General features: G+C 74.9%; 25 protein-coding genes and 4 pseudogenes. 21 read left to right on the top strand and 8 right to left on the bottom strand.

Annotated elements, in window-relative coordinates:
- Positions 1-79: 79 nt before the first annotated feature.
- The 6 genes from GEV43_RS01720 to GEV43_RS01695 all read left to right on the top strand — a co-directional run bounded on the left by GEV43_RS01720 (position 80) and on the right by GEV43_RS01695 (position 4,529).
- Positions 80-778: a copper homeostasis protein CutC gene (locus GEV43_RS01720; RefSeq protein ID WP_160819191.1), complete on the top strand. Its 699-nt coding sequence runs from the start codon at positions 80-82 to the stop codon at positions 776-778.
- A gap of 70 nt (positions 779-848) precedes the next feature.
- Positions 849-1,616 (top strand): metallophosphoesterase, encoded by a 768-nt coding sequence (locus GEV43_RS01715; RefSeq protein ID WP_160819190.1) that lies wholly within the window; start codon positions 849-851, stop codon positions 1,614-1,616.
- Between the two features lie 41 nt (positions 1,617-1,657).
- Positions 1,658-2,092 carry an SRPBCC family protein gene (locus GEV43_RS01710; RefSeq protein WP_160819189.1) on the top strand — a complete coding sequence of 145 codons (435 nt, stop codon included), beginning with the start codon at positions 1,658-1,660 and terminating at the stop codon, positions 2,090-2,092.
- 66 nt (positions 2,093-2,158) lie between these two features.
- Complete coding sequence (locus GEV43_RS49125) at positions 2,159-2,785, top strand: hypothetical protein (RefSeq protein WP_241682737.1); 627 nt, start codon at positions 2,159-2,161, stop codon at positions 2,783-2,785.
- 48 nt (positions 2,786-2,833) lie between these two features.
- Entirely contained in the window at positions 2,834-3,778 is a 945-nt protein-coding gene (locus tag GEV43_RS01700) for an ROK family glucokinase (protein ID WP_160819188.1), read from the top strand.
- A 37-nt stretch (positions 3,779-3,815) separates the two neighbouring features.
- Positions 3,816-4,529: an endonuclease/exonuclease/phosphatase family protein gene (locus GEV43_RS01695; RefSeq protein WP_160819187.1), complete on the top strand. Its 714-nt coding sequence runs from the start codon at positions 3,816-3,818 to the stop codon at positions 4,527-4,529.
- A 63-nt stretch (positions 4,530-4,592) separates the two neighbouring features.
- Here GEV43_RS01695 and GEV43_RS01690 read toward each other — a convergent pair whose 3' ends face one another.
- On the bottom strand, positions 4,593-5,111 hold the full coding sequence (locus tag GEV43_RS01690) for a hypothetical protein (protein ID WP_160819186.1): 519 nt from the start codon (positions 5,109-5,111) through the stop codon (positions 4,593-4,595).
- Positions 5,112-5,419: 308 nt separating this feature from the next.
- Here GEV43_RS01690 and GEV43_RS01685 point away from each other — a divergent pair, with 308 nt between their 5' ends.
- From GEV43_RS01685 to GEV43_RS55825, 5 genes and pseudogenes are all read left to right on the top strand, one after another.
- Positions 5,420-5,629 carry a hypothetical protein gene (locus tag GEV43_RS01685; protein WP_160819185.1) on the top strand — a complete coding sequence of 70 codons (210 nt, stop codon included), beginning with the start codon at positions 5,420-5,422 and terminating at the stop codon, positions 5,627-5,629.
- A 385-nt stretch (positions 5,630-6,014) separates the two neighbouring features.
- Positions 6,015-6,731 carry a 1-acyl-sn-glycerol-3-phosphate acyltransferase gene (locus GEV43_RS01680; protein WP_160819184.1) on the top strand — a complete coding sequence of 239 codons (717 nt, stop codon included), beginning with the start codon at positions 6,015-6,017 and terminating at the stop codon, positions 6,729-6,731.
- A gap of 20 nt (positions 6,732-6,751) precedes the next feature.
- Positions 6,752-7,987: a MacS family sensor histidine kinase gene (gene macS / locus GEV43_RS01675; protein WP_160819183.1), complete on the top strand. Its 1,236-nt coding sequence runs from the start codon at positions 6,752-6,754 to the stop codon at positions 7,985-7,987.
- 85 nt (positions 7,988-8,072) lie between these two features.
- Positions 8,073-8,711 (top strand): response regulator transcription factor, encoded by a 639-nt coding sequence (locus tag GEV43_RS01670; protein WP_160824226.1) that lies wholly within the window; start codon positions 8,073-8,075, stop codon positions 8,709-8,711.
- Between the two features lie 57 nt (positions 8,712-8,768).
- A pseudogene (locus tag GEV43_RS55825) lies at positions 8,769-9,458 on the top strand (TIGR04222 domain-containing membrane protein); the annotation flags it as partial.
- Here the strand turns inward: GEV43_RS55825 and GEV43_RS49120 are convergent.
- Positions 9,350-9,589: a hypothetical protein gene (locus GEV43_RS49120; RefSeq protein ID WP_241682736.1), complete on the bottom strand. Its 240-nt coding sequence runs from the start codon at positions 9,587-9,589 to the stop codon at positions 9,350-9,352. The pseudogene GEV43_RS55825 and the gene GEV43_RS49120 overlap by 109 nt on opposite strands.
- A gap of 71 nt (positions 9,590-9,660) precedes the next feature.
- Between GEV43_RS49120 and GEV43_RS01660 the strand changes: the two genes are divergently transcribed.
- From GEV43_RS01660 to thiI, 4 genes and pseudogenes are all read left to right on the top strand, one after another.
- A complete protein-coding gene (locus GEV43_RS01660; protein WP_160819182.1) occupies positions 9,661-10,551 on the top strand; it encodes a DUF692 domain-containing protein in 891 nt (296 codons plus the stop codon).
- On the top strand, positions 10,548-11,021 hold the full coding sequence (locus tag GEV43_RS01655; RefSeq protein ID WP_160824225.1) for a hypothetical protein: 474 nt from the start codon (positions 10,548-10,550) through the stop codon (positions 11,019-11,021). The genes GEV43_RS01660 and GEV43_RS01655 overlap by 4 nt, the downstream gene beginning before the upstream one ends.
- 114 nt (positions 11,022-11,135) lie before the next feature.
- Entirely contained in the window at positions 11,136-12,161 is a 1,026-nt protein-coding gene (locus GEV43_RS01650) for a 6-phosphofructokinase (protein WP_160819181.1), read from the top strand.
- Between the two features lie 324 nt (positions 12,162-12,485).
- Positions 12,486-13,597: pseudogene (gene thiI / locus GEV43_RS01645) on the top strand (tRNA uracil 4-sulfurtransferase ThiI).
- Positions 13,598-13,634: 37 nt separating this feature from the next.
- Here the strand turns inward: thiI and GEV43_RS01640 are convergent.
- The 3 genes and pseudogenes from GEV43_RS01640 to aroF all read right to left on the bottom strand — a co-directional run bounded on the left by GEV43_RS01640 (position 13,635) and on the right by aroF (position 16,904).
- Positions 13,635-14,458, bottom strand: a pseudogene (locus tag GEV43_RS01640) (DUF5954 family protein).
- Positions 14,459-14,610: 152 nt separating this feature from the next.
- Positions 14,611-15,558 (bottom strand): EamA family transporter, encoded by a 948-nt coding sequence (locus tag GEV43_RS54505; RefSeq protein WP_309239387.1) that lies wholly within the window; start codon positions 15,556-15,558, stop codon positions 14,611-14,613.
- Positions 15,559-15,863: 305 nt separating this feature from the next.
- Positions 15,864-16,904, bottom strand: coding sequence for a 3-deoxy-7-phosphoheptulonate synthase (gene aroF, locus GEV43_RS01630; RefSeq protein WP_160819179.1), 1,041 nt, complete (start codon positions 16,902-16,904; stop codon positions 15,864-15,866).
- 285 nt (positions 16,905-17,189) lie between these two features.
- On the opposite strand from aroF, the gene GEV43_RS01625 reads away from it, so the two are divergent.
- The 6 genes from GEV43_RS01625 to GEV43_RS01605 all read left to right on the top strand — a co-directional run bounded on the left by GEV43_RS01625 (position 17,190) and on the right by GEV43_RS01605 (position 22,654).
- Positions 17,190-17,873, top strand: a complete 684-nt coding sequence (locus tag GEV43_RS01625; RefSeq protein WP_160819178.1) for a sulfite oxidase-like oxidoreductase — start codon at positions 17,190-17,192, stop codon at positions 17,871-17,873.
- Between the two features lie 144 nt (positions 17,874-18,017).
- Positions 18,018-19,325 carry a histidine kinase gene (locus GEV43_RS01620; RefSeq protein WP_160819177.1) on the top strand — a complete coding sequence of 436 codons (1,308 nt, stop codon included), beginning with the start codon at positions 18,018-18,020 and terminating at the stop codon, positions 19,323-19,325.
- 63 nt (positions 19,326-19,388) lie between these two features.
- A complete protein-coding gene (locus GEV43_RS49115) occupies positions 19,389-19,823 on the top strand; it encodes a LytTR family DNA-binding domain-containing protein (protein ID WP_241682735.1) in 435 nt (144 codons plus the stop codon).
- Positions 19,820-20,539, top strand: a complete 720-nt coding sequence (locus GEV43_RS49110) for a LytTR family DNA-binding domain-containing protein (protein WP_241682734.1) — start codon at positions 19,820-19,822, stop codon at positions 20,537-20,539. The genes GEV43_RS49115 and GEV43_RS49110 overlap by 4 nt, the downstream gene beginning before the upstream one ends.
- A complete protein-coding gene (locus GEV43_RS01610) occupies positions 20,532-20,936 on the top strand; it encodes a hypothetical protein (protein WP_160819176.1) in 405 nt (134 codons plus the stop codon). Before GEV43_RS49110 ends, GEV43_RS01610 begins: the two co-directional genes overlap by 8 nt.
- A gap of 5 nt (positions 20,937-20,941) precedes the next feature.
- The gene (locus GEV43_RS01605; protein WP_160824223.1) at positions 20,942-22,654 is read left to right on the top strand and encodes a cation acetate symporter; all 1,713 of its coding nucleotides are present in this window, start codon (positions 20,942-20,944) and stop codon (positions 22,652-22,654) included.
- A 993-nt stretch (positions 22,655-23,647) separates the two neighbouring features.
- Here the strand turns inward: GEV43_RS01605 and GEV43_RS01600 are convergent.
- The 3 genes and pseudogenes from GEV43_RS01600 to GEV43_RS47790 all read right to left on the bottom strand — a co-directional run bounded on the left by GEV43_RS01600 (position 23,648) and on the right by GEV43_RS47790 (position 26,507).
- Positions 23,648-24,498 (bottom strand): annotated as a pseudogene (locus tag GEV43_RS01600) (deoxyribonuclease IV).
- A 42-nt stretch (positions 24,499-24,540) separates the two neighbouring features.
- Positions 24,541-25,452, bottom strand: coding sequence for a Stk1 family PASTA domain-containing Ser/Thr kinase (locus GEV43_RS47795; RefSeq protein WP_206681039.1), 912 nt, complete (start codon positions 25,450-25,452; stop codon positions 24,541-24,543).
- Positions 25,446-26,507 carry a protein kinase gene (locus GEV43_RS47790; RefSeq protein WP_206681038.1) on the bottom strand — a complete coding sequence of 354 codons (1,062 nt, stop codon included), beginning with the start codon at positions 26,505-26,507 and terminating at the stop codon, positions 25,446-25,448. The genes GEV43_RS47795 and GEV43_RS47790 overlap by 7 nt, the downstream gene beginning before the upstream one ends.
- Between the last annotated feature and the right edge of the window lie 30 nt (positions 26,508-26,537).

Genomic DNA, 26,537 nt, shown 5'->3' with positions numbered 1-26,537 from the left:
GCGGTGGGGCGGGCCGGCCCGTGCGCCTACCCTTGGTCGGGCCGGTCAGGCCACCACGGATGGACGCGGGGGAACCGCCTTGTCGCTACTCGAAGTGATCGCGCTGACGCCCGACGACGCGCGCGCCGCGCAGGAGGGCGGCGCCGACCGCCTGGAGGTCGTCGCCGACATGGACGCCGACGGGCTCACGCCCGATCCCGACCTCGTCGCCCGTATGAGGGACGTCACATCCCTGCCGATGCGCGTGATGCTGCGCGCGAACGCCGGGTTCCGCACCACCGCCGCCGAGTTGGACCGGCTGCGCCGCGCGGCCGAGGACCTCAGGGAGGCGGGCGCCGACGGCTTCGTGCTCGGCTTCCTCGACCCGTCCGGCGCGATCGACGCCGTCGCCACCGGCAAGCTCGCCGCCGACGCCGCGCCGCTGCCGTGGACGTTCCACCGGGCCCTGGACCACTGCGCCGACCCCGCCGCGGGCTGGCGGGCCGTCCGCGACCTCGGCGGCGGGCTCGACACCGTGCTGACCGCAGGGTCGCCGCGCGGCGTCCAGGCGGGCCTGGACGTGCTGGTCAGGCGCGCCGCCGAGGGCCCCGGCCCGGCCGGGACGATCATGGCGGGCGGCGGGCTGCGCCGCAGCCACGTGGCCGTCCTCGCCGCCGCCGGGATCACCTCGTTCCACGTCGGCACCGCGGTCCGCCCCGACGGCGCGTGGGACGCGGCCGTCGACGCCGCCCTCGTCCGCGAGTGGCGCGCCCTGGTCTCCGCCGCCGCCGGCAACTGACCCGCCACCCGCCGCCTCCGCCCGGGGGCGGGGCGTCGGGGCGGCGGCGGGCGCGCATTAGAGTCTGGTCATGCGGATCCATGTGGTGAGCGACGTCCATGGCCGCGCGGAGGCACTGAAGCGCGCGGGCGACGGGGCGGACGCGCTGATCTGCCTCGGTGACCTGATCCTGTTCATCGACTACTCCGACCACGCGCAGGGCATCTTCGCCGACCTGTTCGGGCAGGGGAACGCCGACCGGTTCATCGAGCTGCGCACGCGCAAGCGGTTCGACGAGGCGCGCGAGTTCTCCCGCGGGCTCTGGGCGTCCCTGGAGGGCGACGCGTGGCCGCACATCGAGCGCGCGGTCGACCGCCAGTACGCCGAGCTGTTCGCGGCCATGCCGACGCCCGCGTACCTGACGTACGGCAACGTCGACGTGCCGCGCATGTGGGGCCCGCACCTGCGCGAGGGGCACCGCGTGCTGGACGGCGAGACGGTCGAGCTCGGCGGGCTGCGGTTCGGGTTCGTCGGCGGCGGGCTGCGCACCGAGTACCGCACCCCCTACGAGCTGGACGACGAGACGTTCGCCGCGAAGGTCGCCGCCGTCGGCGAGGTGGACGTGCTGTGCTGCCACATCCCGCCCGCCGTGCCCGAGCTGCTGTACGACACGGTCGCGCGCCGGTTCGAGCGCGGCAGCGAGGCGGTGCTGGAGGCCGTCCACCGGACGCGGCCGAAGTACGTGTTGTTCGGCCACGTCCACCAGCCGCTCGCCCGCCGGATGCGCATCGGCCGCACCGAATGCATCAACGTCGGGCATTTCCGGGCATCCGGGGTGCCTTACGTCCTCACGGTGTGAAAGATACTGCTCCTAGAACACGAGCCGGAGGGAACGCGACGATGGCGGACCGCACGAGTTCCACGATCACCGTCGAGGCGGGGAAGGCCGAGATCATGGCGGTGATCGCCGACCTGGAGCGCTACCCGTCGTGGGCGAGCGGGATCCGGGAGTTCACCGTCCAGGAGACCGGCCCGGACGGGCGCGCGGCGCGCGGGCGGCTGACGTTCGACGGCGGACCGTTCAGCGACACCGTCGGCCTGGCCTACGAGTGGGACGGCGACGACGCGGTGCGCTGGGAGCTGGTCGAGAAGGGCGCGGTCGTCACCGGGCTGCGCGGCTCGTACAGCCTGGCCGAGTCCGGCGGGCGCACCGAGGTGACCTACGAGCTGGCCGTGGACGTGCGCGTCCCCATGATCGGGATGGTCAAGCGCAAGGGCGAGAAGCGGATCATCGACTCGGCGCTCAAGGGACTGAAACGTCACGTCGAGGGCTGAGCAATGGCGGCCCGCGGAGGGCGGGGCGATACCGTTTCACGCCGGCGACGGATGGAAGATGTTCTCATGACCGAGCAGCGACCGGGTGACGTCCTCGACGAGGCGGCCAGGCTCTTCGACGCGCTGCGTGCGCGGATGGGCGGCGGGCGCGGCGGCGCGGGCGCCGGAGGCGACCGAGGCGGCCGGGACGCCGACGACGTGTGGGGCCGCGCCACGGCCGAGCCGCCGCGCATCGCGACCGGCGCGCCGGAATGCCGCGACTGCCCGGTGTGCCGGGCGATCGCGCTCGCCCGCGAGTCCGGGCCCGACGTGGGCAGGCACGTCCGCGACGCCGGGCGGTCGCTGGCCGCGGCGGCGTTCGACGTCGCCGCGGCGTTCGAGCGCGCCCGCGCCTCCCGCACGCCCCCGCACGAGCGGAACCACGCGGACGAGCCGAGCCGTGCGGAGAAGCCGGGCCGCGCGGACGAGCCGGGCCGCGCGGACGAACCGGGCCGCGCGGACGAGCCGGGCCGTGCGGACGGACCGGGTCGCGCGGACGAGCCGGGCCGTGCGGACGGACCGGGCCGCGCGGAGAAGCCGGGGCGTGCGGACGGACCGGGGCGTGCGGACGGGCCGTCCGGGGAACGGCGCGGGACGGCCGGGGGCGACCCGTGGGCCTCGGCCACCGGCGGGGAACCCATGGACATCGGCTAGAGCGAGGGCGTGCTCCGCGAGGGCGCCGCGAGAAGAGAGGAACCGTACATGGCCCTGACCATCGGCGTGGATGTGGGCGGTACGAAGGTCGCGGCGGGCGTCGTCGACGACCGGGGGAGGATCCTGGAGAAGGTGCGCCGGCCCACGCCCTCCACCAACCCCAAGGAGACCGCCGAGGTCATCGCCGAGGTCGTGGACCTGCTCAAGGGCAAGTTCGAGGAGGCGTCCGCGGTCGGCCTCGGCGCGGCGGGCTTCGTGGACGAGACCCGCTCGACCGTGCTGTTCGCGCCCAACCTCGCGTGGCGCGAGGAGCCGCTCAAGGAGAAGGTCGAGAGCCTGACCGGGCTGCCCGTCGTGGTCGAGAACGACGCCAACGCGACCGCGTGGGGCGAGGCGCGGTTCGGGGCCGGGCGCGGCCACGACTTCGTCGTCCTCGTCGCGCTCGGCACGGGCATCGGCGGCGGCATCATCGTCAACGGCGACCTGTACCGGGGACGGTTCGGGATGGGCGCCGAGGTCGGCCACTTCCGGGTGGTGCCCGACGGGCGGCGCTGCGGCTGCGGCAACCGCGGCTGCTGGGAGCAGTACGCGAGCGGCAACGCCCTCGTCCACGAGGCGCGCGAGCTGGCCCGCGTCGCGCCCGCGATGGCCGGCCGGCTGCTGGAGCTCGGCGACGGCAGGCCCGAGGGGATCAGCGGCCCGGAGATCACGCAGGCGGCCCGCGAGGGCGACAACGCGGCGCTGGAGTGCTTCCGCACGGTCGCCCAGTGGACCGGGCAGGGGTTCGCCGACCTCACCGCGATCCTCGACCCGGGCGCGTTCATCATCGGCGGCGGCCTCGCCGACGCGGGCGACCTGCTGCTCGACCCGGTGCGCGAGGCGTTCGAGAACGCGCTGACCGGACGCGGCCACCGCCCGCTGCCCGAGATCCGCGTCGCCGAGCTCGGCTCCGACGCCGGGATCGTCGGCGCCGCCGACCTCGCCCGGATCTGAGGCCCCGCGTGCGGCGCGGCGGGGGAGGCGGTCGGGCGTGACGGGCGTACGGGTCGTCAGCTACAACATCCGTTCGCTGCGGGACGACCCGGCGGCGGTGGTGCGGGTCGTGCGCGCCCTCGACCCGGACGTGCTGTGCCTCCAGGAGGTGCCGCGGTTCTGGGGGTGGCGCGGCAAGCGCCGCGAACTGGCGCGCGCGGCGGGCCTGCGGGTCGCGGCCGGACGCCGCGCCGCCGGGCTCGCGGTCCTCGCCGCGCCGCGCGTGCGGCGCGTCGCCCGTGAGTTCCACCTGCTGACCCGCGTGCCGGACCTGCACCGGCGCGCCCTCGCCATCGCCGTCCTCGAACTCGGCGAGGGCGAGGGGGCGCGGCGGCTGATCGCGGCGAGCACCCACCTCGACCTCGCGGACGATCCGCGGCTGGCCCACACCGGCCAGGTGATCGCGCTGCTGGACCGGGCGAGCCGCCGGCACGGCGCGCCGGTCGTGCTGACCGGGGACATCAACGAGGAGCCCGGCGGCCCGTCCTGGACGAGGCTCGCCGAACGGTTCCAGGACGCCTACGCGGTGGCGCCGCAGGGCCAGGAGTGGACGTTCTCGGCCAACAACCCGCGCAAGCGCATCGACGGGGTGTTCCCCGACGCGGGGATCGAGGTGGTCGGCTGCGGCGTCCCGGGCGACGCGGCGCTGACCGCCGACTACGTCCTCGCCACCGACCACCGTCCGGTGGTCGCCGACCTGCGCCTTCCCTGACCCGCGCGCCGCCCCCTACGGGACGACGGGATGGCGGGCTGGAGGGGCGCCGCGGCGCGGGGGTCAGACGACCGCGCCGTCGTCGGGATCGCGGGGCTCGTCGCCCATCCGCAGCACGAGCGTCACGAACCCGCCGATGAACGCGGCGACCGCGAGGAACGCGGCCCAGCCGGGCACGTCCCAGTCGAGGATCACCGTGATCAGCAGGTAGACCGGGCCGCCGATCAGCGCGATCCACGCGCCCTTGGTGAGCGGGTCGGCGCTCGGCAGCGGCGGGGGCGGCGGCGGGACGTAGTGGCCCTCGTCGCCCGCGTCGTCCGGGAAGTCCGGGACGGTCTCGGCGGGCTTGATCACCCGGGCGCGGGGGAGCCGCCCGGTGCGGTCGTCGCCCTCGCGGGGCGGCTCGGCGGGCTCGTCGATGTTCTCCTGGTCGGGCCAGGGGACGCGGTCGCCCTCGGGCACCGTGCTGTCGTACCCGGCGACGATCTCGGCCCAGATCGCGTCCTCGTCGCGTTCGGCCGTGCCGGTCGGGGAGTCGCCCTGCGCGGACGGCGTGCCGGGCGGGACGGGGGCGGACGGCACGGTGTCGTCGCCGTCGCGCTTGGCGTCGGACGCCGCGTCGCGCTGCTCCTCGCGCGGGTCGCGCGGGTCGCGCGCGTCGTCGCGGTCGCGGTCCCGGTCGCCGTCGCGCGGCGAGGCGCCCGGGCGGCCGGGGAGGTCGGACAGGCCGGCCAGGTCGTTCGGGGGAGTGGAGAGCAGGTCGCGGGGGCGGAGCCGGGGAGCGTGGCGTCCGGCAGGTCGGGCAGGGCCGGGTCGGTGTCGCGGCCGTCGGGGTCGGCGCCGCGGGTGCCGCCCGCGTCGCGCGCGCCCGCGTCGCGGAGCCGCGCGAGGTGCGCCCGCAGGATGCCCTCGGCGGCCGTCTTCATCTCGACGTCCACGTACAGCCGGTCCAGCGCGTCGTCGTCGGACGACTCGCCGGCGCCGTCGGGGTCGCCGGGCGCGGCGGCGTAGGCGGCGACCCCGGAGTCCCGCAGCGCGGCCAGCATGGCGTCGGCCAGGTGCGGGGCCAGGTCGACCAGCGGGGCGTAGGTGTCCGCTGACAGTCCATTGCCACGGCGATTCAAGGGCCGGCTCCTTCGACGACTCCGGCGTGACCGACAGCACCGGCATGACGGCCTCCGCTCCCCCATTGACGTGTGTCCCGGCAAGCCTGCCCGCGCGAGCGCGGCGACACTCCCGGGACACCCCGAAACGTGTGTCCCACGGTATTCGCTGCACCGCCCGGGACAAGCCCCCGGGCGCATCCGAATGTGATTTCCCGCTCAGAGCCTACGTTCATCCGGGGGCGTCCGTGGCCGTAGCCTGCGGCCGGACGCGGGCAGGGGTGTGGGCAGCCTCACGCGGGGATGGGAAGATGTCCCATCATCTCCCGTCTGTCAGGGACTTGAACGCGCGCCCCACGCGCGGTCGGAGGAAGGTGTCGGCATGCTCTGGTTCTGGATCCTGCTCAGGATCGTTCTCTCGCCCATCATGTACATCGGGTGGCGCCCCCAGAACTCCGGCATGCGCAACGTCCCGAAGAAGGGGCCCGCGCTGCTGGTGAGCAACCACCTGTCGTTCGCCGACCACTTCTTCGGGCCGCTGCCGCTGATGCGGCCGATCTTCTTCATCGGCAAGGGCGAGTACTTCACCGGCAAGGGGATCAAGGGCCTGATCAGCAAGGGCTTCTTCACCGGCGTCGGGGTCGTGCCGGTGGACCGGACCGGGGGGTCGGCGGCGGAGGCCGCGCTGGAGACGGGCCTGCGGATCCTGCGCGAGGGCAAGCTGCTCGGGATCTACCCCGAGGGCACCCGCGCCCCGGACAACCGGCTGTACCGCGGCAAGACCGGCGTCGCGCGGCTGGCGCTGAAGTCCCGCGTCCCGGTGATCCCGATGGCGATGATCAACACGTTCGAGCTGATGCCGCCGGGCAAGCCGGTCCCGCGGCTCGGCGTCCGGCCCGGCGTGCGCTTCGGCGCGCCGCTGGACTTCTCCCGCTACTACGGCCGGGAGGAGGACCGCGAGGTGCTCCGCAAGATCACGGACGAGATCATGGAGGCGATCCGGGAGCTGTCCGGGCAGGAGTACGTCGACCGCTACGCCGCCGAGGTCAAGGCGGAGATGTCGGGCCGGACGGCCCGTCCGGTCGACGAGGACGAGTAGGAACGGCGCGAGGGGGGCGGATGGGGCTGGAGGCGGCGCTGTGGCGCGCGGTCGCGGTGTACCGCTGGGCCGCGCTCGCCTACGCCGCCGCCCTGATCGCGATGAACTCCGGCGGGTACGAGCACCGCGCGGGCGGCTGGGCCGTGCTCGCCGTGATGACCGCCTGGACCGCGTACGCCACGTTCGCCTTCTCCGACCCCGGCCGGCGGCGGCGCCGCGGCTGGCCGCTCCTCGGCGCGGACCTGGGCGTCGCGGTCGCGTGCCTCCTCGCGACCGCGTGGGTGGAGACGACCGCGCACCTGGCCGACGGCCGCCCGACGCTGCCGGTCTCCTGGGTGGCCGCGGCCGTCCTGTCGTGGGCGGTGTACGGCGGCAAGCGGCTCGGCCTCGCCGCCGCCGCGGTGCTCACGGCGGCCAACTTCCTCGTCCACGTGTTCGCCGAGACGCACCGGCTGATGCCCTCGACCGTCAACGGGGTCGTCCTGCTGTTCCTGGCCGGACTCGTCGTCGGCCACGTCGTCAAGCTCGCCCTCGACGCCGAGGCGCGGCTGGCCCGCGCCGTCGAGATGGAGGCCGCGACCCGCGAGCGCGAACGGCTCGCCCGCCGCATCCACGACTCGGTGCTCCAGGTCCTCGCGATGGTGCAGCGGCGGGGCGGGGAGCTCGGCGGCGAGGCGGCCGAGCTCGGCCGCCTCGCGGGCGAGCAGGAGGCCGCGCTCCGCACGCTGATCGCCGCGGCGCCGCCCGCCCCGCCGCTGCCGGTCCCGCGTTCGGTGAAGGCCGCCCGGTCCGCCGCGCCGTCGAACGGCGCGCGGCCCGGCGGCGCGGCGGGCGCGGCCGGTCCGGACGTAGGCGAGCGCGCCGACCTGCGTCCGCTGCTCAACGCGTACGCGTCCACCACCGTGACGGTCTCGGCGCCCGCCACGCCGGTGCTGCTGCCCGAGCACGCCGCGCGGGAGGTGGACGCGGCGGTCGCCGCCGCGCTGGACAACGTCCGCGAGCACGGCGGCGAGGGCACGCGGGCGTGGGTGCTGATCGAGGACGACGGCGCGGGCGAGGTCGTCGTCAGCGTCCGCGACGACGGCCCCGGCATGCCGCCGGGACGGCTGGAGGAGGCCGCCGCCGACGGCCGCCTCGGCGTCGCGCAGAGCATCCGCGGCCGGATCCGCGACCTCGGCGGCGAGGCGACGATCTTCTCCGCCGAGGGCGAGGGGACCGAGATCGAGCTGACGGTCCCCTCCGCCCCGCCGCGCTGACCGGCCGCCATTGCCGGACAATGGGGATGTTCCGCCCGGTCCCGGCCGTAAGGTGGCGTGCGTGAGCGACGAACCCCTGAGGGTGATGGTGGTCGACGACCACCCCATGTGGCGCGAGGCGGTCGCCCGCGACCTGGAGGAGGCCGGCCACGAGGTGGTCGCCACGGCGGGCGACGGGCGCACGGCGGTGCGCGTCGCGGCGGCGGCCCGCCCGCAGGTCGCGGTCGTCGACCTGCAACTGCCCGACATCAGCGGCGTGGAGGTCACGCGCCACCTCGCCGCGGCCGACCCGCCCGTGCGGGTGCTGGTCCTGTCGGCCAGCGGCGAGCAGCAGGATGTCCTGGAGGCGGTGAAGGCGGGGGCGACCGGCTACCTGCTGAAGTCGGCGGCGCGCGAGGAGTTCCTCGGCGCGGTGCGGCGCACCGGCGACGGCGACGCCGTGTTCACCCCCGGCCTCGCCGGGCTCGTCCTCGGCGAGTACCGGCGGCTCGCCGCCGCCCCGAGCCGCGAGGACGACGACGCGCCGCGCCTCACCGAGCGCGAGACCGAGGTGCTCAGGCTCGTCGCCAAGGGACTGACCTACAAGCAGATCGCCCAGCGGCTGGTGCTCTCCCACCGGACCGTTCAGAATCACGTACAGAACACCCTCGGCAAGCTCCAGCTCCACAACCGGGTCGAGCTCGTCCGGTACGCGATCGAGAAGGGCCTCGATCAGGAGGAGTGACCGCGTCCCCGAGGGTGCCGGGGGCCGGGATGACCGGCGGACGAGGGGAGAGGACCGATGCCGCTGGCCGCAGCGGGCGACACGTGGGGTGTGCCCGGACCGCTGTTCCTCTGGGGGCTGTACGTCCCCGCCGCGATCGTGGTGTACGTGCTGGTGGTGCTCACCCGCCGCCTGTGCGCGCCCGGCCGCGACCCGGCGCGCGACCTGCACCCGTACGAGGTGGCCTACCTCCTCGGGGAGGGCCGCCGCGCCGTCGCCGCCGCGCTGACCCTGCTGCGCGCCGAGGGCGCCATCGAGGCGTACGACAAGGGCAAGATCCGCGTGACCGGCTCCCGCCGGGACCCGGGAACGCCGCTGGACGACGCCGTCCACCGCGCGCTCGCCTCCGGCGGCGCGTCCTCCCCGGGTGACGTGGCCGACTCGCCGCAGGTCAAGACGGCGCTGGACGAGCTGCGCCAGGGGCTCTCCCGCGAGGGGCTGCTCCTGTCGCCGGCCGACCACGCGCGGCGCCGCCTCGCCTCGCTCCCGTTCGCCGCGGTGTGGCTCGTCGCGGTCGCGCGGCTCGTGGCGGCGGTACGGGGCGACAAGCCCATGGGCTTCCTCATCGCGGCGCTCATCGTGACGAGCCTCTTCCTGCTCTACCTCATGGTCGACCCGGAGGGGCGGACGCGCGCGGGCGACCGCGTCGCCGCGGGCTTCCGCGAGCGGTACGCCCACCTCGACCCCGCGCGGCAGCCCGCGTGGACGACGTACGGCGGCGCCGCGACGGCCCTCGGCGTCGCGGTGTTCGGCGCGACGGCGCTGGCGAGCTTCGACCCGGCGTTCGCCGAGACCTCCGACATCCACGGCCAGCTCTCGCCCTCGGGCGGCGGCGACATCGGCGGCGGCTGCGGAAGCGGGTGCAGCGGAGGCGGAGGCGGGGCTGCGGCGGTTGCGGGGGTTGCGGCGGATGACCCGGCCACCCGGCACCCCGGGCGGCGGTCCCGGCGGTCCCGGCGGTCCCGGAGGTCTCGGCATCGGGATCGGCTGGCGGCCGGAGATCTCCGGTTTCGTCGGCGGCCTGCCCGGGCTCGGCTTCACCGAGGTGATCGCCGAGTCCGTCCACCTCGGCCACCCGCCCCGCGACCTGCTCGCCCTGCGCGACCGGGGCGTGCGGATCGTCCCGCACGGCGTGCGGCTGTCGCTCGGCGGGGCCGAGCCCGTCGCTCCCGAACGGGTCGCGCACCTCGCCGCGTGCGCGGAGGCCCTCGGCGCCCCGCTGGTCAGCGAGCACGTCGCGTTCGTCCGGGCGGGCGGGATCGAGGCCGGGCACCTGCTGCCCGTCCCGCGCACGCGCGCGTCGCTCGACGTCCTCACCGCCAACATCCGCCGCACCCAGGACGGGCTGCCGGTGCCGCTCGCCGTCGAGCCCATCGCCGCGCTGTTCGAGTGGCCGGACGCCGAGTACGACGAGGGCGCGTTCCTCACCGAGCTGCTCGAACGCACCGGGGCGCTGCTCCTGCTCGACGTCGCCAACGTCTACGCCAACGCCCGCAACCGGGGCGAGGACCCGGCCGCCCTCCTCGACCGGCTGCCCCTCGAACGCGTCGCGTACTGCCACGTCGCCGGGGGCGCCGAGCGCGGGGGCCGCTACCACGACACGCACACCGCGCCCGTGCCGCGGGCCGTCCTCGACCTGGTCGGGGAGCTGTGCGCCCGGCGCCGCCCGCCCGGCCTCCTCCTCGAACGCGACGGCCGCTACCCGCCGGCCGCCGAGCTGCGCGCCGAGCTCGACGCCATCGCGGCGGCGGCCGGGATGGACCCGGTGACCGCGCCGGGCCCGGCGGCCGGGGCCGCATGACCGCGCGCCCGCCCGAACGGCCCGAGCCCCTCGACGCCGGCCTGGCCGCGGCGCAGGAGGCCCTGGTCCGCGCGATGACCGCGGGCGGGCCGCTGCCGGACGGCTTCGACGCCGGAGACGTGGCCGCCGCCGCCCGCGCCATCCTCGGCAAGCGGGCCGGCGACACCGCCCGCGCCTGGCCCGCGCTCGCCGCCTCGTACGGCGGCGGCTGGACGGACGCGTTCGCCGCCTGGGCCGCCGAGCGCCCCACCCGCGGCTCCCTGCGCGACGGGTGGGACTTCGCCCGCGCGCACCACGCGGACCTGCCCGCCGCCGCGCGCACCGAACTGGCCGTCGCCGAGGCCCGCTGGTCGTACGGCGGGGACCGCGAGCCGCGCCGCCGCCTCCTGGCCGTCCGGCGGGTGCCCGGCGGTCTCGCGGTCCAGGTGCGCGGACGGCTGCGCGTGGTCCGCCGACGCACTATGGTCTAGACCAATGGCGGCACGCCGGGACGAGCGCGCAATGCCCGGTGGGGCCGTGTCCCGGCCGCTAGGCTGGCCGCCAGGAGTCGAGGGAGGAGCCCGGTGTCAGGAGAGGGAGAGGGCATGCGCGTCGGAGTGCTGACCGGAGGCGGGGACTGCCCCGGTCTGAACGCCGTCATCCGCGCCGTGGTGCGCAAGGGCGTGCAGGTCTTCGGGTACGAGTTCGTGGGCTTCAGGGCCGGGTGGCGGGGCCCCCTGGAGGGCGACACCGTGGCCCTCGACGTCCAGGCCGTCCGCGGCATCCTGCCGCGGGGCGGCACGATCCTCGGGTCGTCCCGGACCAATCCGATCAAGGTCGAGGGCGGCATCGAGCGGATCAAGGACAACCTCGCCGGGCTCGGCGTCGACGCGCTCATCGCGATCGGCGGCGAGGACACCCTCGGCGTGGCGCGCGAGCTGCACGCCAACGGCGTCAACGTCGTCGGGGTCCCCAAGACCATCGACAACGACCTCAACGCCACCGACTACACCTTCGGGTTCGACACCGCGGTCAACATCGCGACCGAGGCGATCGACCGGCTGCACACCACCGCCGAGAGCCACCACCGCGCGCTGATCTGCGAGGTCATGGGCCGGCACGCGGGCTGGATCGCGCTGCACGCGGGGATGGCCGCCGGCGCCAACGTGATCCTCATCCCCGAGCGGCCGTTCGACATCGAGAAGGTCGTCCAGTACGTCGAGAGCCGCTTCAAGACCCGCTACGCGCCGATCATCGTCGTGTCCGAGGGCGCCCACCCGCTCGACGGCCAGATGGAGCTCCAGACCGGCGAGCGCGACGCGTTCGGCCACGTCCGGCTCGGCGGCATCGGCCCGCGCCTCGCCGACGAGATCGAGCGGCGCACCGGCAAGGAGGCCCGCGCCACCGTGCTCGGCCACATCCAGCGCGGCGGCACGCCCTCCGCGTTCGACCGGGTCCTCGCCACCCGCTTCGGCCTCCAGGCCATCGACGCGGTGTCCGACGGCGACTACGGCAAGATGGTCTCGCTGCGCGGCACCGACATCGTCCGGGTCGGCCTCGACGAGGCCACCAAGGAGATCAAGACCGTCCCGCTGGAGCGCTACGCCGAGGCCGAGGTCTTCTTCGGCTGACCGGCCCGCCCGAACGCCCCGAACGCCCGAACGCCCCGGAGCCGTCCACCGGCCTCCGGGGCGTCGTGCGTCCAGGCCCCGGTGGCGTCTCGCCCCAGAGGCGCGGCGCGGGGAACAGGTTTCCGGGTCGCGGCGTTGCGAACTCTGGGCCACACTAGAGCGTTGCCCCTTTTTCCTTGCTTTCCTTGCTTTCCTTGGAGGACCCCCGCCATGACCACGCTCGATGCCGCGCCCGCTGTGGTCCGCGAGCACTCGCCGGTGGACGGCGAGCCCTGCGTGCTGCTGAAGCTGGGCGAGGTCGTCCTCAAAGGGAAGAACCGCGAGCTGTTCGAGAGGCGGCTCGCCGACAACGTCCGCCAGGCCGTCCGGCCGATCGCTCGGGTGGACGTGATCAGGCGGCACGGCGTGTTCATCGTCCGCACCAAGGACGCCACCGCCGAACTCGTCGACCGGCTCGCCGCCCGCATCAGCGACGTCATGGGCATCGTCTGGTGCCACCGCGCCTGGCGCGTCGGCAAGGACGTCGAGAGCGTCGAGAAGGCCGCCCTGGAGCTGATGGACGGGCGCACCGGCAGCTTCGCGGTCCGGTCGCGGCGGCGCGACAAGCGGTTCCCGCTGACCTCCACCGAGCTGGACCGCCTGGTCGGCGGCAGGATCGCCGACCGCTACGGGCTGCCGGTCAGGCTCAAGGACCCCGACCACACCGTGTCGATCGAGGTCGACCGCGACGAGGTGTTCGTGTTCTCCGGCGGGCTGCCCGGCCAGGGCGGCCTCCCGGTCGGGATGAGCGGCCGGGCCCTGGTCCTGATGTCGGGCGGCATCGACTCGCCCGTTGCCGCCTACCGGATGATGCGGCGCGGCCTGCGGGTCGACTACCTGCACTTCTCCGGGATGCCTTTCACCGGCCGGAGTCGATCTACAAGGCGTACGCGCTGGTGCGCGAGCTGGACAAGTTCCAGGGCGGGTCGCGGCTGTTCGTCGTGCCGTTCGGCAAGGCCCAGCAGCAGATCAAGTCGTCCGGCGCCGACCGCCTCGCGGTGATCGCGCAGCGCCGGCTGATGCTGCGCACCGGCGAGGTCCTCGCCCGCCGGCTGCGCGGCTCCGCGCTGATCACCGGCGACGCGCTCGGCCAGGTCAGCAGCCAGACCCTCACCAACATCACCGCGCTGGACGACGCGGTCGAGCTGCCGATCCTGCGGCCCCTCGTCGGCATGGACAAGATCGAGATCATGGACCAGGCGCGCCGGGTGCGCACCCTGTCGATCTCCGAGCTGCCCGACGAGGACTGCTGCACGATGCTCGCCCCGCGCCGCGCCGAGACCAAGGCCAAGATCGACGACCTGCGGCAGATCGAGAAGCGCCTCGACGCCGCCGACCTCGCCGACCAGCTCGCCGACTCCGTCCAGGAGCACCGCCCCGTCTACGGCAGCGCCTGATTCGGTAGCCCGAGGGCCACGGTTCCAGCCAACAAGGTCAGTCGGTGGGGCGTGGGGGCTCTGGGCCGTCGGGGCCCATGAGGGTGATGCGTTCGATCCTCACGACGCGGAAGCGGCGGCCCGCGACCTCGATGCCGTTGCGGCGGGAGCCGTCGGCCATCAGGTCGCCGGCCTCGGCGTAGCCGGCCAGGTCCTCCTCGCCCGGCTGCTCCACGGCCGGGACGACGTGCCGGAAGTACGTGGCGAGCGACGCGCGGGCCTGCGCGGGGTCTCGTGCAGCCGCCCGACCGGACGCCACCGGCCCTCGTGCCGTTCGGCGATCGTGAACGCGGGCGCCAGCGACAGCGGCGTCAGGAACGCGTCGGACGGCTCGGTGCCCTCGCGCGCCGCCGCGTCCAGCACCTGGCACAGCAGCTCGGCCGTCGCCATGTCGGGAGTCTCCTGCCCGTCGCGCAGCAGGTCGTAGGCGCGCGCGGCGGGCCGGGCGCCGCGCCGGGCGCGGGCCCCGGGAGCCGGGTCGAGGTCGGTGGGGCGGGGCGGCTCGGGCCCGTCCGGGCCGCTGCGGACGAGCTGCTCGATCCGTACGACCCGGAACCGCCGCCCCGCCGCCCGCACCTCGTCGCGCGGCTCGGACTGGACGGTCCGCGCCGCCGCCCGCAGCTCCCGGCCCGGCGCGTCGCCCGCGAGCGCGGCCCGGTCCTCCAGGTGGACGCCGAGCAGCTCGCGGGCGCCCTGGGGGAACGGGTCGCAGGGGCAGACGACCTGCCAGCCGCCCGCGACCCGTTCCGCCGCGGTGAACAGCGGGCCGACCACCACCAGGTCCGGGTACGCGGAGATGGAGCGGCACGCGTCGGCCAGCATCACCGCGGCCACCGGATCGACGCCGTCGAGGTCCTCGGGGAACAGCCGTCCGGCGGCGTCGCCTTCGCCCGTCGTCATGCCGGACATCATCCTCGCCGCGTCCCGTCCTGGCGAGTGGTTCAGACCAATTTGTTACCGGCCCGGTCAGGGACTCACAGCACCAGCACGACGAGGCTCGCCGCCAGCAGGCCGAGCCCGCCGAGCGCGACCGGGCCGAGGTGCTCGCCGAGCAGCGTCAGCCCGATCAGCGCCGCGACGGCGGGCTCGGCCAGCGTCAGCGTCGTCGCGGTCGCGGCCGGGGTGGTGCGCAGGCCCTTGGCGAACAGCGCGTACGCCACCGTGATCGTGATGATCCCCAGGTAGCCGGTGACCAGCATGCCCGTCCCCGTCAGGAACCAGCCGGACGGCAGGAGGAACGGCACCGGCAGCAGCACCAGGGCGGCGCCGCCGAACAGCACGCCCACGATGGCCCGGTCCTGCTCGCCGCGCGCGAGCAGCCGGGACGTGATCGTCGTGTAGACGGCGTACACGAACCCGCACAGCAGCGCGAGCAGGACGCCGGCCGGGTCGGCGCCCGCGCCCTCGCCTCCGCCGACGAGCAGCGCGCACCCGGCCACGGCGCCGACCGTGGAGACCGCCCACCGGCGCGACAGGCCCCGCCGGTCGATGAGCCCGGCGAACGCGGGGGCGCATCCGACGGACACGATCGTGGCGACGGCCACGCCCGTACGGTCCACGGACGCGTAGTAGGAGGTCTGGTACAGGCCGGTGCAGACGACCCCGACGGCCAGCAGCGCGCGCGTCCGGCCGCCGCGCCGCAGCAGCGCGAGCAGCCCGGCGCCGCGCGCGGTGAGGGCCGCCCAGGCGAGCAGCAGCAGCCCGCCGAGGACGATGCGGACGGACGAGACGCCGACGGAGGAGATCGGGGCGAGGGTGGACGCGGGACCCGCCGTCCCCCACAGGCAGGCGGCGGCGAGGATCTCGGCGCGACCGCCGAGGCGGGCGCCCTGGCCGGGCCGCCCGCCGTCGCCGTCGCCGGAGGCGCCGGAACGGGCGGCGCGGGACGCGAGGGTGCGTTGGGTGAAGGTGCGCACGGACACGGAGAACTGCTCCTGAGCTCGAATCGGAAGAAGAACATCCGGATTCGGGGCGCAGGAAAAAGGCCCGTGGCGCGCGGGCCGCCGTCAGACGGGCGGCCGGCGTTTCAGCGCCGGGCCTGGGTTCTCAGGGGAGAGTGTCGCCGCGCCCCGTCAGGAGACGGGCGGGCCGCAGTTGGCGGTCCAGTAGTCCATGTTCCCGACATTACCCCACGCATCGCCGACCGCCGTCACGGCGGGCCCGGGGGCGCGCTCGTGACGGCGGTACGCGGAAGGGCGGCGTCAGGGGCGAACGGGCCGTCCGGGCGTCAGGCGGGGACGCCGTCGGGCGTCTCGGTCAGGGCGCGGCCGACCAGGGGCGGCAGGTCGCGGACGAGCTTGGCCAGCTCGCGCAGGTCGCCGTCCACCAGCGCCTGCGGGCCGTCGCACAGCGCGGTCTCGGGGTGCGGGTGGACGTCGATGATCACGCCGTCCGCGCCGACCGCGATGCCCGCCCGGGTGAGCGGCAGCACCAGGTCGCGGCTGCCGCCCGAGTGCGACGGGTCGATGATCACCGGCAGGTGGGAGAGGCGCTGGGCCACCGGCACGGCGGAGATGTCCAGGGTGTTGCGGGTGGCCTTCTCGAACGTCCGGATGCCCCGCTCGCACAGCACGATGTCCAGGTTCCCGCGCTGCGCGACGTACTCGGCGGACATCAGCCACTCCTCGATGGTGCCGCTCATGCCGCGCTTCAGCATCACCGGCTTGCCCGCCTCGCCCGCGGCCTGGAGCAGCGCGAAGTTCTGCGCGTTGCGGGTGCCGATCTGGAGCATGTCGGCGTACGAGGCGACCAGCTCGACGTCGGCCGCGTTCACCACCTCGGTCACGATCGGCATGCCGGTCTCGGCGCGCACGTCCGCGAGGATCCGCAGCCCGGCCTCGCCGAGCCCCTGGAACGCGTACGGCGAGGTGCGCGGCTTGAACGCCCCGCCCCGCAGCAGGGTGGCGCCCGCGGCCTTGGCCATCTGCGCCGCCTGGAGGGTCTGCTCGGGGGTCTCCACCGCGCACGGCCCGGCGATCAGGGTCATCGTGCCGGGGCCGATCGGGACGCCGCCGACGCGCACGATGGAGCGCTCGCGGTGGTTCTCGCGGCTGACCAGCTTGTACGGCGCGGAGATGCGGATCACGTCGCTCACCCCGCGCATCCCGCGCAGGTTCAGCGTGCCGAACTGCTGGACGTCCCCGACCAGGCCGACGATGGTCCGCTCCACGCCGCGGCTGACGAAGGCGTCGCCTCCTGCGGTCTCGACCAGTGAGACGACGCCCTTGATATCTGCCTCGGTGGCCTCCGGGGCCATGACGACGACCATGTTGCTGCCTCTCTCATCCTGCGGGCGCCCGCGCGGGCCCCGCCAGAAAAACCCCTGGAAACGGACCGACCCCTGGAACGACGAAAGCCCCGGGCCGTCCGGCCCGGGGCTTCTCGCCTTGTGGTCTGTCAGCGCAGCGTCTGGCAGACCAGCCTCCCGGGCTGGTCGTACCAAAAGAAATACACGACGTTGCGCATGGGCCTCAGAGTAGCCCATGGGGCGGAGTCCTCGGGGTGAGCCCCCGAATATGGCTCAGCTCACGCCGGATGGCAGGATGGCCGCGTCATGTCCCCACCCGAAGAGCCCTCGCCGGAGCCGCCGCCGGAACGGCCGCGTGACACCGGACGGCCGTCCGAGCCGGAGCGGTCGCCGGAGCCGCGGGCCCTGCCGCCCGGCCAGTACGTCCCGCGCGGATGGCCGGTCCTGCACTACGGCCCGGTGCCGAAGTTCCGCCCGAAGGACTGGGACTTCCGCGTGTTCGGCGCCACCGAGTCGGGCGGGCAGCACCGCTGGACGTGGGACGAGTTCGAGGCCCTGCCGAGGATCACAACGGTGGCCGACTTCCACTGCGTCACCAAGTTCACGATCCCCGACAACGAGTGGGCCGGCGTCCCCGGCGCCGCGATCGTGGAGCTGGCGCCGCCCGCGCCCGAGGTCACGCACGTGATGGTGTGGGCCGAGTACGGCTACAGCGCCAACATCCGCATGACCGACTTTCTCTCCGAGGGCACCATGTTCGCCACCCACCGCGACGGCGAACGGCTCAGCCCCGACCACGGCTTCCCGATCCGCCTCGTCGTCCCGCACCTGTACGCGTGGAAGAGCGTCAAGTGGGTCCGCGCCGTCGAGTACCTGGTCAAGGACCGGCGCGGCTTCTGGGAGGAGCGCGGCTACCACAACGTGGCCGACCCCTGGCGGGAGCAGCGCTACTCGTACCAGGAGGACGAGGGCGAGTCCCCGCCGCTCTGACCGCGGTTGTCGGAGCCGGGCCGCCCCCAGGGCCGGACGCGCCCGGATCGTTCGGCGGGGACGGGCTTCCGGGGTCTTCGCCCGCGCGGATACCGGTGGGGATTCCGCTGCGCGGGCCCCGGTACGCCATTACCGTGAGTTGTCATGGTCGTACCGTCCGTTCCTGACACGCTGGCGATCGTCCTCGTCTTGGGAGCGGGCGCGGGCGGTTGCGCGCTGCGCCGCTGGCGCCTCACCCGCAAGGGCGGCTTCGCGACCCCGGCCGACGACGCGACGTTCGCCGCCCTGCACACCATCTCCCGCGCATCGCCGTCCCTGCGCGGCGGCCTGACCCGCGACTCGGCGCGCAAGGCCGCCCGGCACCTGCGCACCCTGCTCGGCGCCGAGGCGATCGTGCTGATCGGCGTCGGCCCGCCCGGCGACGGGACCGACGGCGACGCCGACGCGGGCGGGGACGGCGAGTCCGGCCCGGACGACCACGAGCACGGGCGCCTGCTCGTCTGGGACGGCACCGGCGAGGACGCGCACGCCGCCGAGGCCCTCGCGCACGCGCGCCCCGTGCTGGCGTCCGGCCGCCCCCGCGTCGTGAACCCCGACCTCGTCGCCTGCGACGACCCGTTCTGCCGGGTCAAGGTCGCCATGGTCGCCCCGCTCACCGTCGAGGGCCGCGTCGAGGGCGTGCTCGCCGCGTACGGGCCCTCGGCGTCCACCGCGCGCGTGCGGGCCGTCGGGGAGGTGGCCCGCTGGATCTCCAGCCAGCTCGAACTCGCCGAGCTCGACTCCTCCCGCGCCCGCCTCGCCGAGGCCGAGATGCGGGCGCTGCGCGCGCAGATCTCGCCGCACTTCGTCTACAACTCGCTGACGACGATCGCCTCGTTCGTCCGCACCGACCCCGAGCGCGCCCGCGAGCTGCTGCTCGACTTCGCCGACTTCGCCCGCTACTCGTTCCGCAACCCGCGCGACTTCACCACCCTCGCCGACGAGCTGCGCTCCATCGACCGCTACCTGCTGCTGGAACGTGCCCGTTTCGGCGAGCGGCTCCAGTTCAGCGTGGAGATCGCCCCGGAGGTGCTGCCGGTCGCCGTGCCGTTCCTGTCTCTCCAGCCGCTCGTGGAGAACGCGATCAGGCACGGCATGGAGGGCGCCCGCACGGCGTTCCACATCAAGATCGTCGCGCGGGACGCCGGGCCCGAGGCGGCGATCAGCGTCGAGGACGACGGCGTCGGCATGGACCCCGACCGGCTCCAGGAGGTGCTGACCGCGGGCGCCGGGCCCGCCGGGCGGGAGCGGCGCAGCGGCGCGGGCGCCGGCATCGGCCTCGCCAACGTCGACGAGCGGATGCGGCAGGTCTACGGCGACGAGTACGGCCTGACCGTCGAGACGGCCCTCGGCGCGGGCACGAAGGTCAACCTGCGCGTACCGAAGTACCGTCCGGGGGTCTTTCCGGACTGACGAATCGACCATCACCTTATGAAACCGATTGCGGACAGACGGTAATCGCGGCAAAGTCCTCGTATGCTCCGCGTGCTCGCCGTCGACGACGAACTTCCCGCCCTGGAGGAACTGACCTTCCTGCTGCGCAAGGATCCGCGCATCGAGAGGGTGACCGGAGCCGGCGAGGCGGCCGAGGCCCTGCGCGACCTCAGCCGCATGCTGGTCGCGGGCGAACGGCTCGACGCGGTGTTCCTCGACATCCGCATGCCGGGGCTCGACGGCCTCGACTTCACCCGGCTGCTGTCGGGCTTCGCCGCGCCCCCGCAGGTGGTGTTCGTGACCGCGCACGACGACTGCGCCGTCGCCGCGTACGAGCTGGGCGCCCTCGACTACCTGCTGAAACCGGTCCGACCGGAAAGGCTGGCCGAAGCCGTCCGCCGCGTCGACGACGCCGTGCACCGGGCGAGCGCCGCCGAGGACGGCGGCGTCCCGAGCGCCCGCCCGAGGACGAGATGATCCCGGTCGAGCTCGGCGGGCGCACCCGCCTGGTCTCCCGCCGCGCCGTCACGCACGTCGAGGCGCAGGGCGACTACGTCCGGCTGCACACCGCCGAGGGCAGCTACCTCGTCCGGATGCCGCTCGCCGCGCTCGCGCGGCGCTGGGAGGAGGCCGGGTTCATCCGCATCCACCGCAGCACGCTCGTCGCGTCCGCCCACATCACCGAGCTGCGCTTCGACGGGGGCCGCGCCGCCGTCCAGATCGGCGACGAGCTGCTGCCGGTCAGCCGCCGCCACACCCGCGAGGTCCGCGACCTGCTCGTCCGCCGCTTCCACCACAACGACCCCCAGTCCGGCGGCCCTCCCGGGACGAACCCGGGCACCGGCCCAGGCCCAGGCCAGGGCTCCGGCACCCAGCCCGGAGCGCGTCCGGGCCCGTCCTCCGGCTCCCACACCGGTCCGGCCGCGGGCCCGCAGGCGGGGCCGGCCGCCCCGCGCTCCGGCCCGCCGCCCGGCCCGTTCACCGGTCCGCCCGCGGGTGCCCGCGGCGGCCCGCCGGCGGGGCACCACGCGGGCCCGCCCGCCCCGCGCCCCGGCCCGGCCGCCGCTCCGCGCACCCCGCCCCGGGCCGGCCCCTACGCCGACTTCCGCTCCGGGCCGTACCCCGGTCCGCGCACCGCTCCCGAGACCGGTCCGGACGCCCGCCGGGACGGGACGGGGCGCCGCGATGACTGAGCCGCGCCGGGTCGTGGTGTCCAGCGCCCGCACCGACCGGGCGAGGTCGGCCCCGCGCACCGCGGGCGGCGCCCCCGTCCTGGACGCCGGGTGGACCCTCGCCAACGACCTCGACGAGCAGACCGAACTCGGCGCCCTCTACGCCCGCACGCTGATCCGCGCCCAGTTCCGCATCGCGGCCGTCACCACGGCCGCCGTCGCCGTCGTCGTCACGTGCCTGCCGCTGCTGCTGTACCTCGCGCCCGAGCTCGGCCGCGCGCGCGTGCACGGCGTCCCGCTGCCGTGGCTGGTCCTCGCCCTCGGCACGCAGCCCCTCTGGATCGCCGCCGCCGCCCACCACGTCCGGCAGGCCGAACGGGTCGAGCGCGACTTCGTCGAACTGGTGGACCGGCCGTGATCGTGATGGCCGTGGCCGCCGCCCTCACCGCGCTGGTCGCGGTGCTCGGCATGACGGCGGTCCTCGGCTCGTACGGGAGCCGCGCCACCCGGACGACCTCCGACTTCCTCGTCGCCTCGCGCGGCGTCACCCCGCTGTGGAACGCCTCGGCGATCACCAGCGAGTACATCTCCGCCGCGGCGTTCCTCGGCACCGCCGGGCTCGTGCTGGCCTACGGCGCGGACATGCTGTGGATGCCGATCGGCGCGACCGCCGGGTACGTGCTGCTGCTCGCCCTGGTGACCGCGCCGCTGCGCCGCTCCGGCGCGTACACCATCTCCGACTTCGCCGACTGGCGGCTCGGGTCGCCCGCCGTGCGGCGCGTGGTCACCGCCTGCGTCTGCTTCATCGGCTGGTTCTACCTGCTGCCGCAGTTCCAGGGCGCGGGCGTCACGCTGCGGGTGCTCACCGGCGCGCCGGTGTGGGCGGGCTGGGTGCTGGTCGTCGGCGTCGCGCTCGGCCTGGTCGTCTCGGGCGGGATGCGCAGCGTCACCGCCGTCCAGGCCGTCCAGTTCTGGGTCAAGCTCGTCACCGTCGCGGTCCCGGCCGTCGCGCTGCTGTCGCTGTGGCACCTGGACGGCGGCGACGACCCGACGGGCCACCGGCTGCCCGCGTTCGACCACCGCACCACCGTCCGGATCGAGACCGCCGTCCGCGTCCGCGTGCCCGGCGACACGCCCGTCACCGTGCGCGGCAGGCTCGACGGGACTTCCTACGACGGCCGCGCGGTCACGCTGACCGCCGGGCGGCACCGGGTCGGCGAGGGCACCGAGCTGGTCTTCCCGCCGGGCGCGGCCGTCCCGCACGCCGAGCGCCTCCCCGTCCAGGACGGCGCGACGTGGTCGATCCCGTTCGGCCGCGGCCAGGAGCACGCGCTGTACGCCGCGTACTCCGGGCTCCTCGGCATCCTGCTCGGCACCATGGGGCTGCCGCACATCCTCATGCGCTTCTACACCAACACCTGCGGGCGCGCCGCCCGCCGGACCACCGCGATGGTGCCGGTGCTGCTGTCGATGTTCTACGTCTTCCCGGCCCTGTACGGCGCGCTCGGACGGCTCTACACGCCCGAGCTGCTCATGACCGGCGACACCGACGCGACCGTGCTGATGCTGCCGCAACGGCTCGCGCCCGGCCCCGCCGGAGCCCTGCTGACCGGCCTCGTCGCGGCGGGCGCGTTCGCCGCGTTCATCTCCACCTCCTGCGGGATCGTCGTCGCGATCGCGGGGACGGCCACGCAGACCTTCCAGCGGCTGGGCGGCGGGATCACCGCGTTCCGCATCGGCGTGGTGTTCGCCCTGTCGGTCCCGCTGACGCTGGTGTCGAAGATCGGGCCGCAGGGCGCGGCGGGCCTGATCCCGCTGGCGTTCACCGTGTCGGCGTGCTCGCTGTGCCCGCTGCTGGTGCTCGGCATCTGGTGGCGCGGGCTCACCGCCGCGGGCGCGGGCGCCGGCCTCGTCGTCGGCGGCGGGCTCGCGGTCGCCGCGGGCGTCGTCCGGCTGTTCGGCGGCCCGTGGCACGGCTGGACGCAGGCGGTCCTCGCGCAGCCCGCCATGGTCCTCGCCCCCGTCGCGTTCGCCGTGATGGTCGGGGTGTCGCTGCTGACCCGCGCCCGGATCCCGCGCCGCGCCGACCGCGCGATGGCCCGCCTCCACCTCCCCGAAGAGACCATCGTCCGCTGACCGCCGTCCCGGCCTCCGTCCCGGCACCCGGCATCGGTCCCAGGCGACCTCTACCCCCGTTCCCGCCGCGCCACCCCATGCCCGCCCCCACCGCTCGCCATGCCGCCGCGCAGGGGCGTACGAGGCGTCTGAGCAGGCAAGGGGGCGTCTCTAGGCGTACGGAGGCACCCGGCGAGCGGACGCGCGGCCATGCGGACACGTGCGGGCGGCCCGTCCCGTGGCGGCAACCGCGAAGGCGCCCAACGGCCTCAGGCGCGGGGCGCGGCTTTCCGGGCGACGGAAAGCCGAGTGCGCCAAGGGAACGGCGGCCCACGCGGACTCTACGGAGGACGGACGGAGGGTGGGGGAGGGGCGCGCATGGGGCGGAGAGGGGTGCGGAGGGAGGCGGGGTGGGTACGGAGCGGGCGACGGAGGTCTGTGAGTGGGTATTCGCGGGGTGTGGGTATGCGGAGGCGCGCGCCGCGGGGTGGCCACGATGGGCGGGCTTTGGGACGGTATGTGCCGCCGATGCGGTGGCGGAGGGCCGGATCCGGAGGGTGTCAATCGTTGACGACCGCTCGCCAGGTGGTGTGGACCGTTCCCAACGGTCGGGGGCGACCGCTCGTCGCGCCGGACGGACCGCTCGTCGTACGGCTACCGAACGTATATCGCTGACTACGCACCGTTCATCGCTGGTGGTGTTTCCACCCCGCTACTGGTGTGGGAAGCCCTCTAGTGTTCTCAGTGGCACCACACGCACCACCCGTCGGGGAGCGGCAGAACGCCGCGGGGCCCCGTCCAAGAACACAACTGGAGATCCGGCGCTCGCCAGTCGACCGCCGGATCATGAGTCACCGGATCCCGTACCGGGGGGTGGGATCCGGTGGCCTGCGGCTCGGGCGCCGCTGGACAGTCGGGGGGTTGTTCAGCGGCGTCCGAGCCCTTTTTCGTACGGCGGGCCGACCGCGGCGGGGAGCGCGCCGCCCCCGCGCGGGCCGCGCGGGCCGGGGGCGGTTAGCCGTCGCGCAGGCGCTTGAGGGTCGCGACGTCCTTGGCGTGCGGCTCGGCGCCGCGGCCGGGGTCTCGATGACGAACGGGACGCCCGCCACCGCCGGGTGGCGGAACAGCTCGGCGAACGGCTCCTCCCCGATCCGGCCCGCGCCGATGTTCTCGTGGCGGTCCTTGGCCGAGCCGCAGGCGTCCTTGGAGTCGTTGGCGTGGACGAGCTTCAGCCGGTTCTCGCCGACGGCGGCGACCAGCTCGTCCATCGTCCGGGCGGCGCCGCCCGGCGCTGCGAGGTCGTGGCCGGCGGCGAACGCGTGGCAGGTGTCGAAGCAGACGCCGAGCCTCGGGTGGTGGTCGAGCCGTTCGAAGAACTCGCCGAGGTCCTGGACCTTGGCGCACAGCATGTTGCCCTGCCCGGCCATCGGCTCCAGCAGCAGGTCGGGGCCGCCCTCGGGGATCTCCTCCAGCAGCGGCAGCACGTGCTCGCGGACCTGCTTCATCGCCTCGTCGTACGACTGGGTGACCGCCGAACCGGTGTGCACGACCACGCCGCGCGCGCCGATCGCGTGGCCGCGCAGCAGCGAGTGCCGGACGGTCGCGACCGACTTGGCGAGGGTCTCCTCGCTGGGCGAGCCGAAGTTGACCAGGTACGGCGTGTGCACGTACACCGTGACGTCGTCGCGCTCGCGCAGCTTGGCGTCCTCCGCGGGTTTGCCCTCCGGCAGCGCCCATCCGCGCGGGTTGGACACGAACACCTGGACGGTCTCCGCGCCGATCTCCGCGGCGTACTTCAGGCCGCCGGTGGCGAGGCCGCCGGCCACCGGGACGTGGCCGCCGACGGGGTTGTTCGATGAGGTCATAGGCCGTTCAGCCTAGCCGCTCGCGGCGGCGGCCCCGCCCGCTCAGGGACCGCGGACGATGGTGACGGTGGAGCCGCGCGGGGCCTCGCCGCCGCCCGGGTTCTGGAAGCGGACGGTGTCGCCGCCCCACCCGGTCTCCTTGACCTTGAAGCCGGAGCTCCTGAGGGCCTGGCGGGCGTCCTTGACGTTCTGGCCGACCGTGTTGGGGACGGGCACGCTCGCGTTCTGGCCGCGGTCGCCGTCGTCGCAGCCGATGTGGACCGGGCCCGCGTTGAAGGCGCACTTGCGGTCGGTGACCACGAGGTGGACGCTGTCGCCGCGCGAGACGCCGGTGCCCTGCGCCGGGTCCTGGCGCAGCACCGTGTTGGGCTGCCGGTCGCCCGGGTCCTCCTTGTCGACCTTGACGTCCAGGCCCATGGCGCGGAGCTTGTTGGCGGCCTCGTCGCCGTTGGTGCCGACGAGGCCGGGCATCGACATGCCGGTGCTGACGACCAGGTCCACCGGGACGTCGGGGGACTGCTCGGCGCCGCCCTTCGGGTCGGTGCGGATCACGTCGCCCTTGCCGACGGTCTGGGACGGCTCCCGGCTCGTACGGCCGACGGTGAACCCCTTGCCGCGCAGGTCGCCGGTCGCGTCCTCGACGGACTTGCCGGTGACGTCGGGCACCTCGCGCGGCATCCGCCCCTTGGACGGCGTGAGCGTCACGGTGTCGCCCTTGGCGATCCGCGCGCCCGCCGGGGGATCGGACTTGACCACCTGGTCCTTGCGGACGCGGTCGCTGAACTGCTTCGGCCCCACCCGGACGGTCATCCCGGCGCCTTCGAGCTTCGCCTTGGCGTCGGCCACCTTCATCCCGACGATCCGCTCGGGGACGTGCTCGTACTGGCCGCTCGTCTGGTACCAGACGGCCCAGCCGAGGATCACGGCGGCGATCGCGCCGATGGCGATCAGCACGTACTTGCCGGTGATCGCGCCGATCGCGCGGTCGGCGCGGCCGCGGGCGGCGGCTCGACCGGGGCGGTGCCCGACGGGTCGAGCACCGCGGTGCGGCCCCCGCCGGGCGGCCCGTACTGCGGGGCGTACGGGCCGGGCGGCGGGGCCGGCGTCTCCAGGACCGCGGTCTGGTTGCGGGACGCCTCCTCGACGCGCTCGTCGAAGTCGCGCGGGAGCCCGCCGAACACCTCGGCGACCTCGCCGAGCAGCCGGTTGGCGTCCTGCGGGCGCGCGGCGGGGTCGTGCGCGGTGGCGCGGGTGACCAGCGCGTCGATCGCGGGGGTCAGGCCGGGCACGGCGGCCGACGGCGGCGGTACGGCCTCGTTGACGTGCTTGTAGGCCACGGCGAGGGCGGTGTCGGCGCGGTGCGGCAGCTCGCCGGTGAGCAGCTCGTAGAGCATCACGCCGGAGGCGTAGACGTCCGAGCGGACGTCGGCGCTGCCCGCCAGCACCTGCTCGGGCGCCAGGTAGCCGACGGTGCCGATGATCAGCCCGGTCTTGGTCATCTTGCTGGCGGACTCGGCGCGGGCCAGCCCGAAGTCGGCCACCTTCGCCTGGCCGTCCTCGGTGAGCAGCACGTTCTCGGGCTTGACGTCGCGGTGCACGAGGCCGCCGCGGTGCGCGGCGCCGAGCGCGGCCAGCACCGGCTGCATGATCTCCAGCGCGGCGCGCGGGCCGAGCCGCCCGCGCTCGGTGAGCAGGTCGCGCAGGGTGCGGCCCGGCACGTACTCCATCACCAGGAAGACGTGCTCGCCGTCGGTGCGCTGGTCGTAGACCGCGACCACGTTGGGGTGGGAGAGCGCCGCGGCGGCCTTCGCCTCGCCGATGAAGCGGGCCACGAAGTCGTCGTCGGACGCCAGCCCGGCGTGCATGACCTTGATCGCGACGATCCGGTCGAGCCGGACGTCGCGCGCCACGTACACCGTGGCCATGCCGCCGCGGGCGACCCGCGACTCGATGCGGTAGCGCCCGTCGAGCACCTGTCCGACGAGTGGATCGGCAACCGACGTGTCCATCAGAGCGAGTGTAAGGGCGAAATCCACCGG

The organism is Actinomadura sp. J1-007 (assembly GCF_009793335.1).
GTDB classification, from domain to species: Bacteria; Actinomycetota; Actinomycetes; order Streptosporangiales; family Streptosporangiaceae; genus Spirillospora; species Spirillospora yumaensis.
Note: the sequence above shows the minus strand (reverse complement) of the source record. Positions and strands in the feature narration are given on the sequence as shown.

Coding starts and splice junctions, on each gene's coding strand:
- GEV43_RS01715 (WP_160819190.1), top strand. CDS start 849: ATGCGGATCCATGTGGTGAGCGACGTCCATGGCCGCGCGGAGGCACTG.
- GEV43_RS01710 (WP_160819189.1), top strand. CDS start 1,658: ATGGCGGACCGCACGAGTTCCACGATCACCGTCGAGGCGGGGAAGGCC.
- GEV43_RS49125 (WP_241682737.1), top strand. CDS start 2,159: ATGACCGAGCAGCGACCGGGTGACGTCCTCGACGAGGCGGCCAGGCTC.
- GEV43_RS01700 (WP_160819188.1), top strand. CDS start 2,834: ATGGCCCTGACCATCGGCGTGGATGTGGGCGGTACGAAGGTCGCGGCG.
- GEV43_RS01680 (WP_160819184.1), top strand. CDS start 6,015: ATGCTCTGGTTCTGGATCCTGCTCAGGATCGTTCTCTCGCCCATCATG.
- macS (WP_160819183.1), top strand. CDS start 6,752: ATGGGGCTGGAGGCGGCGCTGTGGCGCGCGGTCGCGGTGTACCGCTGG.
- GEV43_RS01670 (WP_160824226.1), top strand. CDS start 8,073: ATGGTGGTCGACGACCACCCCATGTGGCGCGAGGCGGTCGCCCGCGAC.
- GEV43_RS49120 (WP_241682736.1), bottom strand. CDS start 9,589: ATGTCGCCGCCGCCCGAGGGCGAGAGCTGGCCGTGGATGTCGGAGGTC.
- GEV43_RS01660 (WP_160819182.1), top strand. CDS start 9,661: ATGACCCGGCCACCCGGCACCCCGGGCGGCGGTCCCGGCGGTCCCGGC.
- GEV43_RS01655 (WP_160824225.1), top strand. CDS start 10,548: ATGACCGCGCGCCCGCCCGAACGGCCCGAGCCCCTCGACGCCGGCCTG.
- GEV43_RS01650 (WP_160819181.1), top strand. CDS start 11,136: ATGCGCGTCGGAGTGCTGACCGGAGGCGGGGACTGCCCCGGTCTGAAC.
- aroF (WP_160819179.1), bottom strand. CDS start 16,904: ATGGTCGTCGTCATGGCCCCGGAGGCCACCGAGGCAGATATCAAGGGC.
- GEV43_RS01625 (WP_160819178.1), top strand. CDS start 17,190: ATGTCCCCACCCGAAGAGCCCTCGCCGGAGCCGCCGCCGGAACGGCCG.
- GEV43_RS01620 (WP_160819177.1), top strand. CDS start 18,018: ATGGTCGTACCGTCCGTTCCTGACACGCTGGCGATCGTCCTCGTCTTG.
- GEV43_RS49115 (WP_241682735.1), top strand. CDS start 19,389: ATGCTCCGCGTGCTCGCCGTCGACGACGAACTTCCCGCCCTGGAGGAA.
- GEV43_RS49110 (WP_241682734.1), top strand. CDS start 19,820: ATGATCCCGGTCGAGCTCGGCGGGCGCACCCGCCTGGTCTCCCGCCGC.
- GEV43_RS01610 (WP_160819176.1), top strand. CDS start 20,532: ATGACTGAGCCGCGCCGGGTCGTGGTGTCCAGCGCCCGCACCGACCGG.
- GEV43_RS01605 (WP_160824223.1), top strand. CDS start 20,942: ATGGCCGTGGCCGCCGCCCTCACCGCGCTGGTCGCGGTGCTCGGCATG.
- GEV43_RS47790 (WP_206681038.1), bottom strand. CDS start 26,507: ATGGACACGTCGGTTGCCGATCCACTCGTCGGACAGGTGCTCGACGGG.